Annotated in this window: 15 protein-coding genes; 4 read left to right on the top strand and 11 right to left on the bottom strand. The window is 71.3% G+C overall.

The window, feature by feature from the left end; genetic code table 11:
- The first annotated feature begins 70 nt into the window (after window positions 1-70).
- Window positions 71-1,411: an NAD(P)H-dependent oxidoreductase gene (locus ASF45_RS15620; RefSeq protein WP_056664190.1), complete on the top strand. Its 1,341-nt coding sequence runs from the start codon at window positions 71-73 to the stop codon at window positions 1,409-1,411.
- Here ASF45_RS15620 and hppD read toward each other — a convergent pair whose 3' ends face one another.
- Together hppD and ASF45_RS15610 are read right to left on the bottom strand one after the other, a co-directional pair.
- Entirely contained in the window at window positions 1,412-2,497 is a 1,086-nt protein-coding gene (gene hppD / locus ASF45_RS15615; RefSeq protein ID WP_056664187.1) for a 4-hydroxyphenylpyruvate dioxygenase, read from the bottom strand.
- Between the two features lie 125 nt (window positions 2,498-2,622).
- Window positions 2,623-3,318 (bottom strand): SDR family NAD(P)-dependent oxidoreductase, encoded by a 696-nt coding sequence (locus ASF45_RS15610; protein ID WP_056664184.1) that lies wholly within the window; start codon window positions 3,316-3,318, stop codon window positions 2,623-2,625.
- Window positions 3,319-3,410: 92 nt separating this feature from the next.
- On the opposite strand from ASF45_RS15610, the gene ASF45_RS15605 reads away from it, so the two are divergent.
- A complete protein-coding gene (locus ASF45_RS15605) occupies window positions 3,411-4,772 on the top strand; it encodes a class II 3-deoxy-7-phosphoheptulonate synthase (RefSeq protein ID WP_056664181.1) in 1,362 nt (453 codons plus the stop codon).
- Here the strand turns inward: ASF45_RS15605 and ASF45_RS15600 are convergent.
- The 4 genes from ASF45_RS15600 to ASF45_RS15585 form a co-directional block, all read right to left on the bottom strand.
- Complete coding sequence (locus tag ASF45_RS15600) at window positions 4,750-5,283, bottom strand: hypothetical protein (protein WP_056664177.1); 534 nt, start codon at window positions 5,281-5,283, stop codon at window positions 4,750-4,752. The two genes, ASF45_RS15605 and ASF45_RS15600, sit on opposite strands and share 23 nt — an antisense overlap.
- Window positions 5,284-5,429: 146 nt before the next feature.
- Window positions 5,430-6,404, bottom strand: coding sequence for a tripartite tricarboxylate transporter substrate binding protein (locus ASF45_RS15595; RefSeq protein WP_056664174.1), 975 nt, complete (start codon window positions 6,402-6,404; stop codon window positions 5,430-5,432).
- Window positions 6,405-6,428: 24 nt separating this feature from the next.
- Entirely contained in the window at window positions 6,429-7,580 is a 1,152-nt protein-coding gene (locus tag ASF45_RS15590) for a CaiB/BaiF CoA-transferase family protein (protein ID WP_056664171.1), read from the bottom strand.
- A gap of 18 nt (window positions 7,581-7,598) precedes the next feature.
- Complete coding sequence (locus ASF45_RS15585; RefSeq protein ID WP_056664168.1) at window positions 7,599-8,534, bottom strand: hydroxymethylglutaryl-CoA lyase; 936 nt, start codon at window positions 8,532-8,534, stop codon at window positions 7,599-7,601.
- A gap of 101 nt (window positions 8,535-8,635) precedes the next feature.
- Here ASF45_RS15585 and ASF45_RS15580 point away from each other — a divergent pair, with 101 nt between their 5' ends.
- The gene (locus ASF45_RS15580) at window positions 8,636-9,538 is read left to right on the top strand and encodes a LysR family transcriptional regulator (protein ID WP_056664165.1); all 903 of its coding nucleotides are present in this window, start codon (window positions 8,636-8,638) and stop codon (window positions 9,536-9,538) included.
- A 287-nt stretch (window positions 9,539-9,825) separates the two neighbouring features.
- Here ASF45_RS15580 and ASF45_RS15575 read toward each other — a convergent pair whose 3' ends face one another.
- Window positions 9,826-10,242: an AMP-binding protein gene (locus ASF45_RS15575; protein WP_156473024.1), complete on the bottom strand. Its 417-nt coding sequence runs from the start codon at window positions 10,240-10,242 to the stop codon at window positions 9,826-9,828.
- Here ASF45_RS15575 and ASF45_RS15570 point away from each other — a divergent pair.
- Entirely contained in the window at window positions 10,215-10,634 is a 420-nt protein-coding gene (locus ASF45_RS15570; protein ID WP_056664155.1) for a hypothetical protein, read from the top strand. The genes ASF45_RS15575 and ASF45_RS15570 overlap by 28 nt on opposite strands.
- A 13-nt stretch (window positions 10,635-10,647) precedes the next feature.
- Here ASF45_RS15570 and ASF45_RS15565 read toward each other — a convergent pair whose 3' ends face one another.
- From ASF45_RS15565 to ASF45_RS15550, 4 genes are read right to left on the bottom strand one after another with little or no spacing between them, the layout of a single operon-like run.
- Entirely contained in the window at window positions 10,648-11,616 is a 969-nt protein-coding gene (locus ASF45_RS15565) for a nitronate monooxygenase family protein (RefSeq protein ID WP_056664153.1), read from the bottom strand.
- 33 nt (window positions 11,617-11,649) lie between these two features.
- A complete protein-coding gene (locus tag ASF45_RS15560; RefSeq protein WP_056664150.1) occupies window positions 11,650-12,753 on the bottom strand; it encodes a CaiB/BaiF CoA-transferase family protein in 1,104 nt (367 codons plus the stop codon).
- Window positions 12,750-14,885, bottom strand: a complete 2,136-nt coding sequence (locus ASF45_RS15555) for an acetate--CoA ligase family protein (protein ID WP_056664147.1) — start codon at window positions 14,883-14,885, stop codon at window positions 12,750-12,752. Before ASF45_RS15555 ends, ASF45_RS15560 begins: the two co-directional genes overlap by 4 nt.
- 16 nt (window positions 14,886-14,901) lie before the next feature.
- Window positions 14,902-16,047, bottom strand: a complete 1,146-nt coding sequence (locus ASF45_RS15550) for an acyl-CoA dehydrogenase family protein (protein WP_056664144.1) — start codon at window positions 16,045-16,047, stop codon at window positions 14,902-14,904.
- Window positions 16,048-16,056 lie beyond the last annotated feature (9 nt).

The raw sequence follows: 16,056 nt of genomic DNA, 5'->3' as shown, positions 1-16,056 counted from the left end.
CTGCCACTGTACCGCCAGGGGGTGTGCGCTATGGTCGCAGACCCAACACCTACGACAGGAGACAAGACCCATGAGCCTGCACCGTCAACTGCAGCAGCGCGCGGCCGAGGGCCGCCCCATCCGCATCGGCCTGATCGGCGCCGGCAAGTTCGGCTCCATGTACCTGGCCCAGGTGCCGCGCACGCCGGGCGTGCACCTGGTGGCGATTGCCGACCTCTCGCCCGCGGCCGCCCGCACCAACCTCGCCCGCGTAGGCTGGGACGCCAGCCGCAGTGCCGCCCGCTCGGCCGAGGAAGCGCTGCGCGAAGGCACAACCTGGATCACCGAGGACTGGCAGGCCGTCACGCGGCACCCGCAGATCGACGTGGTGGTCGAGTGCACCGGCCACCCCGTGGCGGCCGTTGCGCACTGCCTGGATGTTTTCGCGCACGGCAAGCACGTGGTCAACGTGACGGTGGAGGCCGACGCCTTCTGCGGCCCGCTGCTGGCGCGCCGCGCGCAGGAGGCGGGCGTGGTCTATTCGCTGGCCTTCGGCGACCAGCCCGCGCTGATCTGCGACCTGGTGGACTGGGCGCGCAGCTGCGGCTTTCCGGTGGTGGCGGCCGGGCGCGGCCACAAGTGGCTGCCGCACTTCAGCGCGTCCACGCCCGAGACGGTCTGGGGCCACTACGGCCTCACGCCCGAGCAGGCGCAGCGCGGCGGCCTCAACCCCAAGATGTTCAACAGCTTCCTGGACGGCTCCAAGCCCTCCATCGAAAGCGCGGCCGTGGCCAATGCCACCGGCCTGGCCGTGCCCTCCGACGGCCTGCTCTACCCGCCCGCGGCCGTGGACCAGATCCCCAACGTCACGCGCCCGCGCAGCGAAGGCGGCGTGCTGGAGCACAAGGGCATGGTCGAGGTGGTGTCCTCGTTGCAGACCGACGGCACGCCCATCCCCTACGACATCCGCATGGGCGTGTGGGTCACGGTCGAGGGCGAGACCGAGTACATCCGCAACTGCTTCGAGGAGTACAACGCCCAGACCGACGACAGCGGCCGCTACTTCACGCTGTACAAGCGCTGGCACCTGATCGGGCTGGAGGTGGGCATGTCCGTCGCCAGCGTGGCGCTGCGCAAGGAGCCCACGGGCGCGGCCGTGGCGTGGAACGCCGACGTGGTGGCCACCGCCAAGCGCGACCTCGCCGTGGGCGAGACGCTGGACGGCGAAGGCGGCTACACCGTCTGGGGCAAGCTGCTGCCCGTGCAGCGCTCGCTGGCCTTCGGCGGGTTGCCGCTGGGCCTGGCGCACGACGTGAAGCTGGTGCGCCCCGTGAAGCAGGGCCAGAGCCTCGGCTGGGACGACGTGGTGCTGGACCAGACCACGCCGGCCTTCCGGTTGCGGCGCGAGCTGGAGGCCCTCTTCGCCCGCTGATCAGCCTTCGGTTTCGAGCACGCCGCGGTTGATCTGATCGCGCTCCAGCGACTCGAACAGCGCCTTGAAGTTGCCTTCGCCGAAGCCTTCGCGGTAGTCGCCCTTGCGCTGGATGAACTCGAAGAACACCGGGCCCAGCAGCGGCTCGGAGAAGATCTGCAGCAACAGGCGCGGCCGGCCGCCCTCGGTCGTGCCGTCCAAGAGGATGCCGCGCGCCTGCAACTCGGGCACCGGCTCGCCATGGCCAGGCAGGCGGGTCTCCAGGTTCTGGTAGTAGACCTCGTTGGGCGCCGTCAGCACCGGGATGCCGGCCAGCTGCAGGCTGTCGATGGCCTCCAGCAGGTTGTCCGTCAGCAAGGCGATGTGCTGGATGCCCTCGCCGTTGAACTGCATCAGGAACTCCTCGATCTGCCCGCCGCCCTTCTTGGCTTCCTCGTTGAGCGGGATGCGGATCAGGCCGTCGGGCGCGGTCATGGCCTTGCTGGTCAGGCCCGTGTACTCGCCCTTGATGTCGAAGTAGCGGATTTCCTGGAAGTTGAACAGCCTGTTGTAAAAATCTGCCCAGTGCGCCATGCGGCCGCGGTAGACGTTATGCGTCAGATGGTCCACCACCTGGAAACCATGGCCCTTGGGCCGGCGGTCCACGCCGGGCAGGAACTCGAAGTCGATGTCGTAGATGCTCTTGCCGTCCTCGAAGCGGTCGATCAGGTACAGCGGCGCGCCGCCGATGCCCTTGATGGCCGGCAGGCGCAGTTCCATGGGGCCGGTGCCGATCTCGATTGGCTGGGCACCCAGCTCCAGCGCGCGGTTGTAGGCCTTGTGCGAATCCTTCACACGGAAGGCCAGGCCGCAGGCCGAGGGACCGTGCTCGGCCGCGAAGTAGCCGGCCTCGCTGCGCGGCTCGTTGTTGACGATGAAGTTGATCTCGTTCTGCCGGTACAGCAGCACGTTCTTGGAGCGGTGGCGCGCCACCAGCGTGAAGCCCATCTTCTCGAACAGCGGCTCCAGCACGCCGGGCGTGGGCGAGGCGAATTCCACGAACTCGAAGCCGCACAGGCCCATGGGGTTGTCAAACAGGTCGGCCATGTCTTTTCTCCGGTGAAGTGGGGGTTGGCTCCAGAATCATCAATGCTAGGCGAATCTCACGCACGATTCCTGCGTTCTTTCCAGATACCACGCCGCCGGCTGCAGGAATCGCGCGGCCACTGCCTTCAGACCAGCCCGCTGACGGGTACCGCCGCGCCGTGCACGGCCCGCGCGGCGTCCGAGGCCAGGAACAGCATCACGTCGGCCAGCGCGTCGGGGTGCACCCATTGCGCCGCGTCGGCGCCGGGCATGGCGGCGCGGTTGTCCGGCGTGTCGATGATGGAGGGCAGCACGCAGTTGACGTTCACGCCCTGCCCCTTGAGTTCGGCCGACATGGATTCGGTGAGCCGGATCAGCGCGCTCTTGGACGCGGCATAGGCCCCCATCTGCGCGCCGCCCTTGAGTGCAGCGCCCGCGCCCACGGTGACGATGCGGCCACCGCCGTGCGCCAGCAGATGCGGCACCAGCACCGCCGCCACGTTGACGAAGCTGCGCGCGTTCAGGTCCATCAGGAAGTCCCAGTTGCCGGCCGAGGTCTCGTGCACAGCCTCGCCCATGCGGAAACCGCCGGCGATGTGCAGCAGCGTGTCCACCCGGCCTGCCCGCTCCATCTGCGGCGCCAGCGCAGCGGCCAGCGCCGCACGGTCCAGCAGGTCGGCCGCCACCTGGCCCTCGGCGTCGCCATACGCGCGCTGCAGCGCGCCGGCATCGCGGTCCAGCAACAGCAGCCGCGCGCCCTGCGCGTGCGCGCGGGCGGCCACGGCGCGACCCAGGTGGCCGGCGGCGCCGGTGATGAGGATGGTGCGGGCGGTGTTCGTCATGGCAATGCTCCTGGTCGTGCGGCGCAGGCCGCGTGGGTCCGCAGTGTCGCTCGCCCCGGCGCTGTCGCCAGCAAAACGCATAAGCTCGCACCATGCAAGACCTCGGCAACTGGACCCCTTCCTCCTGGCGCGCGCGCCCGGCCCTGCAACTGCCGGCCTATGCCGACGACGGCGCCCTGCGCGCCGCCGAGCAGCGCCTGGCCACGTTGCCCGCGCTGATCTTTCCGGGCGAGATCGCGCAACTGCGCACGCGGCTGGCCGCGGTGGCGCGCGGCGAGGCCTTCCTGCTGCAGGGCGGCGACTGCGCCGAGAGCTTCGACGAATTCGGCCAGGACGCCGTGGAGTCCACCTTCCGCGTGATCCTGCAGATGGCCGTGGTGCTCACCTATGCCGCGGCCTGCCCGGTGGTCAAGCTGGGCCGCATCGCCGGGCAGTTCGCCAAGCCACGCTCCTCGGACACCGAGACCGTGGACGGCACCACCCTGCCCTCGTACCGCGGTGACATCGTCAACGGCAGCGCCTTCAGCGCCGCCGCGCGCGCGCCCGACCCGGCTCGGCTGCTGACGGCCTACGCCCATTCCACCACCACGCTGAACCAGCTGCGCGCGCTGGCCCAGGGCGGCTTTGCCGACCTGCACGAGGTGCACCGCTGGACGGCCGACTTCGTGCGCACCAGCCCGCAGGGCGAGCGCTTCGCCGAACTGGCCGACCGCATCACCGAATCGCTGGCCTTCATGGAGGCCTGCGGTTTCGACGCGGCGCGCACGCCGCAGCTGCACGCGGTGGAGTTCTACACCTCGCACGAGGCGCTGCACCTGCACTACGAACAAGCCCTCACGCGGCACGATGCGCGCAGCGGCCGCTGGTACGGCGGCTCGGCCCACATGCTGTGGCTGGGCGAGCGCACGCGCCAGCTCGAGGGTGCGCACATCGAGTACCTGCGCGGCGTGGACAACCCGGTCGGCGTCAAGCTCGGCCCCAACGCCGCGGCCGACGACGTGCTGCGCCTGCTCGACCGGCTGGATCCCGACCACCAGCCCGGCCGCACGATGCTGATCTCCCGCATGGGCAGCGACAAGGTGGCCGAACGCCTGCCGGCGCTGCTGCGCGCCGTGCGCCGCGCCGGCCGCACCCCGGTGTGGTGCTGCGACCCCATGCACGGCAACACCGTGACGGCCTCCAACGGCTACAAGACGCGCGACTTCGCACGCATCCTTGCGGAGATGCGCGGCTTCTTCGCCGCACACGCGCAGGAAGGCACCTATGCCGGCGGCCTGCACTTCGAGATGACAGGCCAGGACGTGACCGAGTGTCGCGGCGGCGCCCAGGCGCTCAGCGACGAAGGCCTGGCCAGTCGCTACCGCAGCGCCTGCGATCCGCGGTTGAACGGCTCGCAGAGCCTGGAGCTGGCCTTCCAGATCGCCGACGTGCTCAAGGCGGCGCGGGCGGGCTGATCGGTTCGATCCGTCCATCGTCACGCTGGCATTCTTCGCCACCGCCGCGTCGCGAGGCTGGGGCGCTGCCGCGCAGTACCAACGCAAGCCTGCCCGTCTGAACACCGAGGTACCGGTCGGCCTGCCTGGGATGGCCGGAGTTGATGTAGCCGAAGACGCCCGTCGCCAATGCCGCCGGGGGCAGCAGACTGCTGCTGGGCGCGCCGCGCAGCTTTTCGTACAGCGCCACCGCTCCCAGCGGCCACCACCAGGCGTTGTAGCTGGCCTTGGTGTTGGTGAGCCCTGCCGCCATGGCAAGCAACTGCAGCCGCCGCTGATCGACATCGCAGATCGCCTCGCCAAGCCCACCGACATAACACCCGTCCGGCGCGCAACCGCTGCGCGCCGCCGCAGACGCAGCGCCTTGCGCGGCAGGGTCGGTCTCGGGAACGAAGATGCCACCTTGCACAGGCGGCTGCACGGGCTGGCTGATGGCGCACCCGCCCAGCACGAGCACCAGCGCCAGACGCATCGAATACGGGATCGCAGACCTGACGAGAACGCACGCAAATGGCAAGCGTCCGCACGGCAGGGACTGGACGGAAATATTGATCGGGCACGTTGGCGCATGCGACGAAGTGGGAACGCGCGGGGCTCGTGCGTGGCATCACCGCCCCTTCAGTCCAGCGACACGTTGGCCTTCTTCGCCAGTGCCGCGTAGCGCGCGGCCTCGCTGCGGAAGAACTTCGCGGCCTCCTCAGGCGAAGTCGGCTTGACCACGTTGCCCTGGCGGGCCATGGCCTCGACGACCTCCGGGCTCTCGAAGCCCTTGACGAACGCATCGTGGACGCGCCGCACCTCGGCCGCCGGCAGCTTCGCGGGGCCGACGACGGCGAACCAGCCGGCCACGTCGTAGTCCGGCAAGCCCTGCTCGGCGATGGTCGGGATCTCGGGTGCGGCCGGCGAGCGCTGCGCGCCGCACAGGCCGATGGCCTTCACTGCACCGCTCTTGATGTGGGCCTGGATCGCCGGCAGCGCCACCACGCCGAACTGCACCTGCCCGCCCAGCAGGTCGTTGACCATCGGCCCCGTGCCCTTGTAGGGGATGTGCCGCACCCGGATGCCGGCCTGCTCCAGGAACATCTCGCCGGCCAGGTGGATGATGGTGCCGTTGCCGGACGAGGCGTAGTTGAAGTCGTCCGGCCGCGTCCTGACCAGGGCCACGAGCTCCCTGACGTTGCTGGCCGCCACGCCCTTGCCGGCCACCAGCACCAGCGGCGTGGCGCCGAGCACGGTGACGGGCGTGAAGTCGGCGATCGCGTCGAAGGGCATCTTCTTGTAAACCGCCGGGTTGATCACGTGGTTGTTGGAGAACAGGCCCAACGTCAGCCCGTCGGGCGCCGCCTTGGCCACTGCGGACGCGCCCGTGATGCCGCCCGCGCCCGGCAGGTTCTCCACTACGAGCGGCTGGCCCAGCGCCTTGCCGACCGCGACCGAGGACGCGCGCGCGATCACGTCCACGCCGGAACCGGCGCTGATGGGCAGGATCAGCCGCACGGGCTTATCGCTCTGGGCAAAGGCCGGCAAGGCCAGCGCGGCGCAGGCGGCCAGCAGGCCGCGTCGGCGGATCGGGGTCTGGGTCGGGGTGTTCATCGTCTTGTCTCCGGTGCTTGTTCGTCAGTGTGCGGCCACGGGCTGCAGACGGCCCAGGATCTCGTCGGTGTGCTCGCCCACCCTGGCCAGCGGCATGCGCACGCCGGGGCGGCGCCCGCCCAGGGTCAGCGGCAGCAGCACCACCTCGGTGGTGCCGCCGTCGTCGGTGGCCATGGGCACCAGACCGCCGCTGGCCTTGAGGTGCGGGTCTTCGCAAAGCTGCTCGGGCCGCACGATGGGCGCGTAGGGGATGCCGGCGGCCTCCAGCCGTGGCGCGAGTTCCTCCACGCGGTGGTGCACCAGGATCTCGCCCAGCACCGTCAGCAGCTGCGGCCGCACGGCCACGCGCGCGGCGTTGTCGTGAAAGCCCGGGTGCTGCAGCAGGTCCGCGCGGCCCAGCACATGGCACAGCGTGGCGAACTGCTTGTCGCTGACGGCGCCGATGAACAGCTGCGCGCCGCCCGCCAGCGTGAACACGTCGTACACGCTCCAGGCCGACACGCGCGACGGCATGGGCGGCGGCGGCTCGCCCGTCATGAGGTACTGCTGCATGTGCTGCGACGAGAGGAACACGCAGTTCTCGAACAGTGCGCTCTGCACCTCCTGGCCCCGGCCCGTGCGCTCGCGCTCGCGCAGCGCGGCCAGCACGCCGATGGCGCCGAACATGCCACCCATGATGTCGTTGACCGAGGTGCCCGCGCGCAGCGGCCGGCCCACCGGCCCGGTCATGTACGACAGGCCGCCCATCATCTGCACCACTTCGTCGAGCGCGAGACGGTTCTCGTAGGGGCCGGGCAGGAAGCCCTTGTGCGTGACGTAGATGAGCTGGGGAAAGCGCGCAGACAGCGTGGCGTAGTCCAGGCCCAGCTGCGCCATGAGGCCGGGGCGGAAGTTCTCCAGCACCACGTCGCACTGGCCCGCGAGTTCGGTGGCCGTGGCGCGGCCCTCCTCGCTCGTGATGTCCAGCACGATGCTCTTCTTGTTGCGGTTGAAGCTGCGGAAGAAACCGATGCCCAGGCCCGGCAGCTTGCGCGTCTTGTCGCCACCGGGCGGCTCCACCTTGATGACCTCGGCGCCCAGGTCCGCGAGGACCATGCCGCAGGTCGGCCCCATGACCATGTGGGTGAATTCGAGCACGCGGATGCCCGCCAGGGGCAGTTGCGCTGTGTGTTCCATGTGGTGGCTCCGTGGGTGTCAGGCGGCGCTGCGGGTGTCGCCGAAGGTCTTGGGCAGGCCGGCGCGCCACAGCGTGCCGTGCAGCACCTCGCCCTCCAGCCAGGCCGCGACCTGGTGGCGCAGCGCGAGCAGCCTGTGCAGGTCGATGCCGGTGGCGATGCCCATGTCCTCCAGCATGAAGGCCAGGTCCTCGCTGGCGGCATTGCCGCTGGCGCCGGGCGCATGCGGACAGCCGCCAATGCCGGCCAGCGTGGCGTCGAAGCGGTCCACGCCGGTCTGCAGCGCGGCGTAGACATTGGCCAGCGCCAGGCCGCGCGTGTCGTGGAAGTGGCCGCAGCACAGGCGCTCGCCGGCGATGGCGCGGGCCTGGCCGAACAGCGTGGCCACGGCGCCGGGGTTGGCGTAGCCCACGGTGTCGGCGATGCTGACGCGGTCGGCGCCGGCATCCAGCAGCGCCTGCATGCAGCGCAGCACCTCGGCCGGTGCCACGTGGCCCTGCAGCGTGCAGCCGAAGGCCGTGCCGATGCCGCCCTCGATCAGTGTCCTGGAGCCCGCGGCATCGCGCGCGGCGCGCATCTTCGCCACCTCCGCCACCACGGCGTCGGGCGTCTTGCGCAGATTGGCCAGGCTGTGCGCGTGGCTGGCCGACAGCGGCACCAGCATCACGTCGGCCCCGGCCGCGATGGCGCTCTCGGCGCCACGCAGGTTGGGCACCAGCACCGAGACCACGAGGCCGGGCAGCGTCTTCGCATACGCCACCAATTCGGCCGTGTCGGCCAACTGCGGCAGCAGCCGCGCCGGCACGAAGGAGCCGACCTCGATCTCGCGCTGGCCGGCCGCGTGCGCGTCGCGGATCCATTCCTTCTTGCGTTCCGTGGGCAGCACGGTCTGGACGCTCTGCAGGCCGTCGCGCAGGCCGACTTCGCGCACCACGGCGCGGCGGGGTTGGGTCACGGGCTTGTCTCCGAGTGGGGTTGGTCCGCACTTTAGACATGCCAAGCAAGTTCAAGAAGCGCTATTCTTTCGCGCCTGACATGCCGTTTTGGAAAGTCTCCATGCATGACCTCGACCTCACCACGCTGCGCCTGTTCGTCGCCACCTGCACGCTGCGCAACATCGCACGCGCGGGCGAGCAGCAGCACATCGGCGCCTCGGCCATCAGCAAGCGGCTGGCGCAGCTGGAACAGACCGTCAACGCGCCACTGCTCGAACGCGGCCGCCGCGGCGTGGTGCCTACGGCGGCCGGCGAGATCCTGCTGGAGCATGCGCGCGCCATGCTGGCCAGCGCCGACCGCGTGGCGCGCGACATGGCGGCCTACCGGCACGGCATCAAGGGCCAGGTGCGCGTGCTGGCCTCGATGTCGTCCATCGCCGAGCAGCTGCCCGACGACATCGCGAGCTTTCTCAACGATGCGGCCCATGCCGAAATCCGCGTGGACCTGGAGGAGCAGGTCTCCAGCGCGATCGTGGGCGCCGTGCGCGAAGGCCTGGCGCCGCTGGGCATCTGCTGGGACGCGGCCGACATGGAAGGCCTGCGGGTGCGCCGCTACCGCAGCGACCGGCTGGTGCTGGTGGCCCACCCCGACCACCCCGTGGCGCGGCAGGCGCGCAGCAGCTTCGCCGACAGCCTGGCGCACGAGCATGTGGGCCTGCCCGCCTCCACCGCGGTCTACGGCATGCTGGCGCGCGCGGCCGCCATCGCGGGGCGGCCGCTGCACTACCGCACCGTGGTCTCCACCTTCGAGGCCAGCCTGCGCTGCGTGCGCGCCGGCCTGGGCATCGCGGTGGTACCGCGCGAGGTGGTGCAGCTGTCGGCCTTGGACGGGGGCGTGCGCATGGTGGAACTGACCGACGCCTGGGCCACGCGACACTTCGCGATCTGCTTTCGCGACGAGGCGCTGCTGTCGCCCTCGGCAGCGCTGCTGCTCGCGCACCTGCACGCTCGGGCGGCGGGCTGACGCCCGGGACAGCTCGGCCCGCTGGCCCATCGCTGCCATGCCACGCACACGACGACGGGCGCCATCGGCGTGGCCCGCGCCTTCGTGCTGCCGGGCACGGTCGCCAGCTGGAGTGCGCCAATGGACGGCCGGGCGTCCGCGTCACACCGCGCGCCAGCTGTCCTTAAAAAAGCGCTCGCGCACCTGCCGCCGCAGCGTCTTGCCCACCGCACCACGCGGCAGCTCGGGCCAGAACTCCACGCTCTTGGGCGCATGCACGCCACCGAGCCTGTCCCGGCACAGCGCGATCACCTCGTCCGCGCCGAGCCGGCGGCCCGGCTTGGCTCCACCAAGGCCTTGACCGCCTCGCCCCACTTGGCGTCCGGCACGTCGACGACCGCGCATTCCTGCACGGCCTCGTGTTCCAGGATCACCTTCTCGATCGGTGCCGGGAAGCCGTTGAAGCCGCCGGTCACGATGATGTCCTTGATGCGGTCGACGATGGTGATGAAGCCCCGCTCGTTCTTCACGCCCACGTCGCCCGTGTGGCGCCAGCCGTGCAGGTCCAGGCTGCGCGTGTCGTCGGTGGTCCCGCCCGTGGGCTGGATCTGCGCGGCGGCCAGCGGGTCTTCCATCACGGAGATGTAGGGCCGGCGGCTGTTGGCGCACCAGTTGTCCAGGAACACGCCGTGCGCCGATGGCCGGTCGATGCAGACCGTGCGCACGATGCGAAGCCAGCGGCCTGCAGGCCCTGCTGGCCTTCCTCGGCACCTTCGCGCAGGAGTTCGCCACGCCGACGCGCCATGTCGACCTGTCCACGGCGGTGCTGGCCTCGGCGCTGTTCGAACGCCACGCCTTTGCGCTGGAGATCGACCGCATCAACGCCTACTCGCTGGACTTCATCCGCGCCTGCCTGCGCGACGAAGAGGCGCGCGGCGCCAGCTTCGTGCACGGCGACCTGCAGGCCACGGCGGATTTCATCTTGTGCTGCGTGCGCGGGCTGATGCTGGTGCACGGGCTGCAGCGGCGCGTGCGTGCCGATGCCGACGTGGCCGGTGCGCTGGACGTGACGCGGCGCATCGTCGCCTCGTCCATCCTGCGCCCGCCGCCAGCCTGAGCTGGTCCACCCGCTACGCCACGGCTTCTTCTTCCACGCGCTCGCTGCCCTGGTATTCGCGGCGCAGTTCGTCCACCAGCGCGGCCACCGTGGGCACCGCGTGCACGCCCGAGACCGAATGGCCCGCGCTCCAGATGTCGGTCCAGCGCTGGTTCGATGCGGCGTTGGCGCCGCCGCCGTAGCGGCGCCGCGCCTCCTCCACCGAGATGCCCTCGTCCAGCGTCGCCGGGTCGATGCCCAGCCGCCGCGCCGATGGCGCCAAGAAGCTGGCCGGCAGGCCGGTGAAGCCGCGCGTGAGCAGCACGTCGTCGATCGAGCTGTCCAGCAGCATCTGACGGTACTCGTCGCTGGCCAGGCTCTCGCGCGTGGCGATGAAACGCGTGCCCATGATGCCCAGCGTGCAGCCCAGCGCCTGCGCGGCGCGCAGCGCCACGCCATCGGCCAGGCCGCCGGCCAGCACGATGGGGCCGTCGAACACCTTGCGCACGGCCCGCACGAAGGCGAAGGGATTGGCCCAGCCGGTGTGCCCGCCGGCGCCGGCCGTGAGCAGCACCAGGCCGTCCACGCCGGATTCGACAGCGCGCACCGCGTGGTGCAGCGAGGCCACGTCGGCGAACACCAGGCAGCCGCCCGCGTGCAGCCGCGGCACCACCGCCGCCGGCGAGCCCACGCTGGTGATGACCAGCCGGGCGCGGTGGCGGGCGATCAGCTCGACCTCGGCCATCACCCGGGCCGGGTCGCGCCGCATGATGAGGTTGGGGCAATACGGCGCGGTGCGGTCCGGCGCGGCCGCGGCCTCGGCGTCCAGCCGCGCCATCCAGGCATCGAACTCGTCCAGCGTGTCGCAATTGGCGGTAGGGAACGCGCCGATGACGCCGGCCGCGCAGGCCGCGGACACCAGCTCGATGCCCGAGATGCGCAGCATGGGCGCGGCGATCACCGGCAGGGCCAGGCGGTCGAGGAAGGACAGGTCAGGGCTCATGTCGGATTTCCAGTGGGGATGGACATGCCGCCGTCAGCGTGCGCGGCGGGCATCGTCGAGCACGGGGGCGGGGCCGAGCGCCGCGGCGTCGACGCCGTCCAGCGGCACCGGAAAGCGCGCCAGCGAGAGCGGCGCCGTGCCGGCCAGGCGCCCGCGCTGCGCGAACTGCGCCAGGCCGGCCAGGTCGCCCGGCGCCACCACCGGCGCCACCGGCAGGTCGTGCCGGGCCAGTTCCTCGAACGCCTGCGCCGCATCGCGGCCCGCCAGCTGCGCGGCGATGCGCGCATTGATCGCCTGCGCCTCCTTCTTGCGCGCGCCCAGCGTGCGGTAGGCCGGGTCGGCGAAGGGCCCCATGTCCAGCGCCTCGCACAGGCGCGCCCAGAAGTGGTCTTCCAGCGCGGCCACCGACAGCGCGCGGCCGTCGCGGCAGGTGAAGCTGCCATAGGCCGGCTTGGCGAGCGTGGCGGCGCGCTGCGCCTGCAGGTCCGTGGTGCCATCCGCGCCATAGGCGCCCAGACGCGGGTTCATCCAGTGCAGCACGCAGTCGGCCAGCGCCACGTCCAGGTGCTGGCCACGTCCGGTGTGCTGGCGCTGCATCAGCGCCGCGAGCGTGGCCGACAGCGCGTACATCGCCCCGCACAGGTCGGCCACCGGCAGCGCGAAGTTGTGCGCGGGCGGCCCGCCGGGCTCGCCCGAGATGGCCAGCGCGCCGGCCGCGGCCAGGTAGTTGATGTCGTGGCCCGGCAGCTTGGCCCAGGGGCCGTCCTGCCCGTAGCCGCTCAGCGAGACATAGACCAGGCGCGGGCAGCTCTCGCGCAGGCTGTCGTAGTCCAGCCCCAGGCGGGCCATGACGCCGGGCCGGTAGGACTCCACCACCACGTCGGCCTGCGCCACCAGCGCGCGGATCTCGGCGCGCTGCGCTTCGTCCTTGAGGTCGGCCAGCAGGCTCTGCTTGCCGCGGTTGACGGCCTCGAAGGCGCCCGGGCCCATGCGGCGCGCGTTGTCGCCGCCCGGCGGGCGCTCGACCTTGACCACGCGCGCACCCATCTCGGCCAGGCTCTGCGTGAAGAACGGCCCGGGCAGCAGTTCGCTGAAGTCGACGACGGTGACGCCGGACAGGGGAGCCGCGCCCTTCATGCCGCGCTCCGTTCCACGATCACTGCGTCCAGCGGCAGCACGCCCTCGCCTTCGGCACCGATCCAGACCGGGTTCAGGTCCATCTCCTCGATGGTCGAGGCGTTCGTGGTGACGAAGTCGGAGACGGCCACGAGCAGCCGCTCCAGCGCCGCCACGTCGGCCGCCGGCCGCCCGCGCGCGCCGGCCAGCAGCGGAAAGCAGCGCATCTCGCGGACCATGGCCGCCGCGTCGGCGGGACCGATGGGCAGCAGGCGGCGCGTCACGTCGCGCAGGATTTCCACGTAGATGCCGCCCAGGCCGAAGGTCATCACATGGCCGAACACTGGGTCGCGGGTCACGCCGACCATCAGCTCGGTGCCGCCGCGCGGCGCCATCTTCTCCACCAGCAGGCCCTCGATGCGCGCATCGGGTTGGTGCCAGGTGGCCGAGGCCATGATGTCGTCCCAGGCGGCCTCCACGCGCGGGCCGTCGGCCAGGCCCACCTGCACGCCGCCGATGTCCGACTTGTGCAGGATGTCGGGGCTGGCAATCTTGGCCACCACCGGGTAGCCCATGCCATCGGCCAGCTGCCGCGCCTCGGCTCGCGTGCGAGCCACGGCCGCGGGCAGCAGCGCGATGCCGGCGCGGCCCAGCCGGGCCTTGGCATCGCGTTCGGACACGCTGCGCAGCGCGGCCGGCGCCTCGGCCGGCACGGGTGGCGGCAGCGGGCGCTCCAGCGCGGCGGCGGCTGCGGCGCTGCGGCGCCAGCGGCCCCACGCGGCCCAGCGGCGCACGGCGGCGATGCCCTTGCCGACCGAGCGCGGCGGTGCGAAGCCGCCGGCCACCAGCATGCGGTAGCCCTCGCCGAGCCGGTCGCTCATCCAGATCGGCACGATCAGGCTGGGGCTCTGCTTCTGCGCGGCGATCAGGGTCTCGGCCATGCGGATCGTGGTCTCGCCGTAGTCCAGCGCGATCGGCGCGATCACGCAGCCCAGGTGCGGGTCGGCGGCCACGGCGCCCAGCGTCTGCTCGATCATGCTGGCGTCGCTGAGGATGGCGGCCGTGGTATCCACCGGGTTGCCGATGGCGGCGTAGTCCGGCAGCCGCGTGCGCAGCGCCTCGATGGTCTCGGGCGCGAACTCCGCCAGCACCAGGCCGGCCGTGCCCACCGCGTCGGCCGTCAGCGCGGCCGTGCCGCCCGAGGAGCAGTAGATGCCGATGGCGTCGCGTTCGCCGGGCAGGCCGCGGGCCAGCAGCCAGGCGGTGTCGACCAGCTCGTCGATGTCGTCGACCTCGATCACGCCGTACTGGCGGAACACCGCGCTGTTGACCTCGGCCGAACCCGTCAGCGAGGCGGTGTGCGACTGCGCCGCGCGCTGGCCGTACTCGGACTTGCCGACCTTGAGCGCCACCACCGGCTTGCCGTTGCGTGCCGCGGCCTGCAGCGCGGCCAGGAAGCGCGGGCCGTCCTTGATGCCTTCGAGCAGCGTGACGATGACCAAGATGTCCGGCGCGGTGGCCATGTACTGGATGAAGTCCGCCACCTGCAGGTCGACCTCGTTGCCGGTGGAGGCCCACAGCCCGATGCCGATGCCGCGCTCCATCGCCTGCATGACGTTGCGGCCCAGGCCGCCGCCCTGCGTGGCCAGGCCGATCGGGCCCTTCACGAGGTCGTGCGGGTACGAGGGCGAGAAGGTCATGCCCAGCCGCTGGTTCACGTTGGTCAGCCCCGGGCAGTTGGGGCCGTAGATGCGCATGCCCGCGCCGTCGGCGATCTCCTTGAGCCGGGCCTGGGCGCGCTCGCCCTCGGGGCCGGCCTCGCCGAAGCCCGAGGTCAGGATGATGGCGAAGGGCACGCGGCGCGCGGCGCATTCCTCCATCACCTCCAGCACGCCGCTGGCGGGTACGGCGATGACGGCCACGTCCGGCGTCTCGGGCAGCGCGGCCACGCTGGGCCAGCAGCGCCGGCCGCGCAGTTCGGTCTTGGTCGGGTTGACGAGGTACAGCTCGCCGTTGACGCTCGAGTGGTCGAGCAGGTTGGACAGCGTGCGGCCGCCGATGCTCTGGGGCCGGTCCGATGCGCCCACCAGGGCGATGGAGCGGGGGTTGATGAGGCGCGAAAGGTCGGCCTGCGGGGAGGAGTGCGTGCTCATGCGTGCGGCCTCCGGCTCAGGCGATGGCGGAGATGCCGAGGATCTCGCGGCCGACGATCAGCGTCTGCACCTCGGTCGTGCCCTCGGGGATGGTGCCGCCACGCGTGTCGCGGAAGATGCGCTCGATCGGGTAGTCGGTCGCGTAGCCCAGCCCGCCGTGCACCTGCAGCGCCATGCTGGCCACCTCGTGCGCGGCCTCGGTGGCGTAGAGCTTGGCGATGGACGCGGCGGTGCGCGCATCCTTGCCCGAATCCAGCGCGGCCGCGGCGCGCAGGCCCAGCGCGCGCGCCGCCTCCACGCGGATCGTCATGTCGACGATGAGCTTTTGCACCAGCTGGAAGCTGCCGATCGGCTTGCCGAACTGCGTGCGCGTGCGGGCGTAGTCGATCGACAGGTCCAGTGCGGACTGCGCCGCACCCACGGCGCCCATTGCGATGTTGACGCGCGCGCCGTCCAGGCCGATCAGCATCTTCTTGAGCGCGGCGCCCTCCTCGCCCAGCAGGTTCTCGCGCGGCACCTTGACGTTGTCGAAGCCGAGCTCGGCCGTGCCCGTGCTGCGCAGGACCATGGTGTCCACGCGCCGCACCTCGAAGGGCGACACGTCGCGCTCGACCAGGAAGGTGGAGAGCTGGCCCTGGCAGTTGGGGCTGAAGGTGCGCGCCACGACGATGCCGAAGTCGCCGAAGGCACCGTTGGTGATCCACAGCTTGCGGCCGTTCAGCACGTAGTGGTCGCCCTGCAGGTCGGCGCGCGTCTGCACCTGGGCGATGTTGGAGCCCGTGCCCGGTTCGCTGATGGCGCTGAAGCACTTGCGCTCGTTGGCCAGCAGCGGTGCGAGGAAGCGCTTCTTCTGCTCCGGCGTGGCTTCGGCGGCCAGCTTGTGGATGGCGGCGTTGGTGATGTTGAGCATGGTGCGCAGCGACAGCCAGGCGTAGCCGGCCTCCTCCATCAGCATGGCCCAGGTGAGCTGGTCCATGCCCATGCCGCCCTCTTCCTCCGGCAGGCGCCCGCCCAGGTAACCGAACTCCGACAGCGGCTTGAGCAGCTCGAACGGAAAGCTGCGTTCCTGGTCGTGGCGCGCCACGATGGGCGCGACCTCGCTCTTCATGAAGCGGCGGATGCTGTCGCGCAGCAGGGCTTGCTCGGCGGTTTCGGTGAACATGGCTTGTCT

This window comes from Pseudorhodoferax sp. Leaf265 (assembly GCF_001422365.1).
GTDB lineage: Bacteria > Pseudomonadota > Gammaproteobacteria > Burkholderiales > Burkholderiaceae_C > Pseudorhodoferax.
This window is presented reverse-complemented; position numbering and strand designations above follow the sequence as displayed.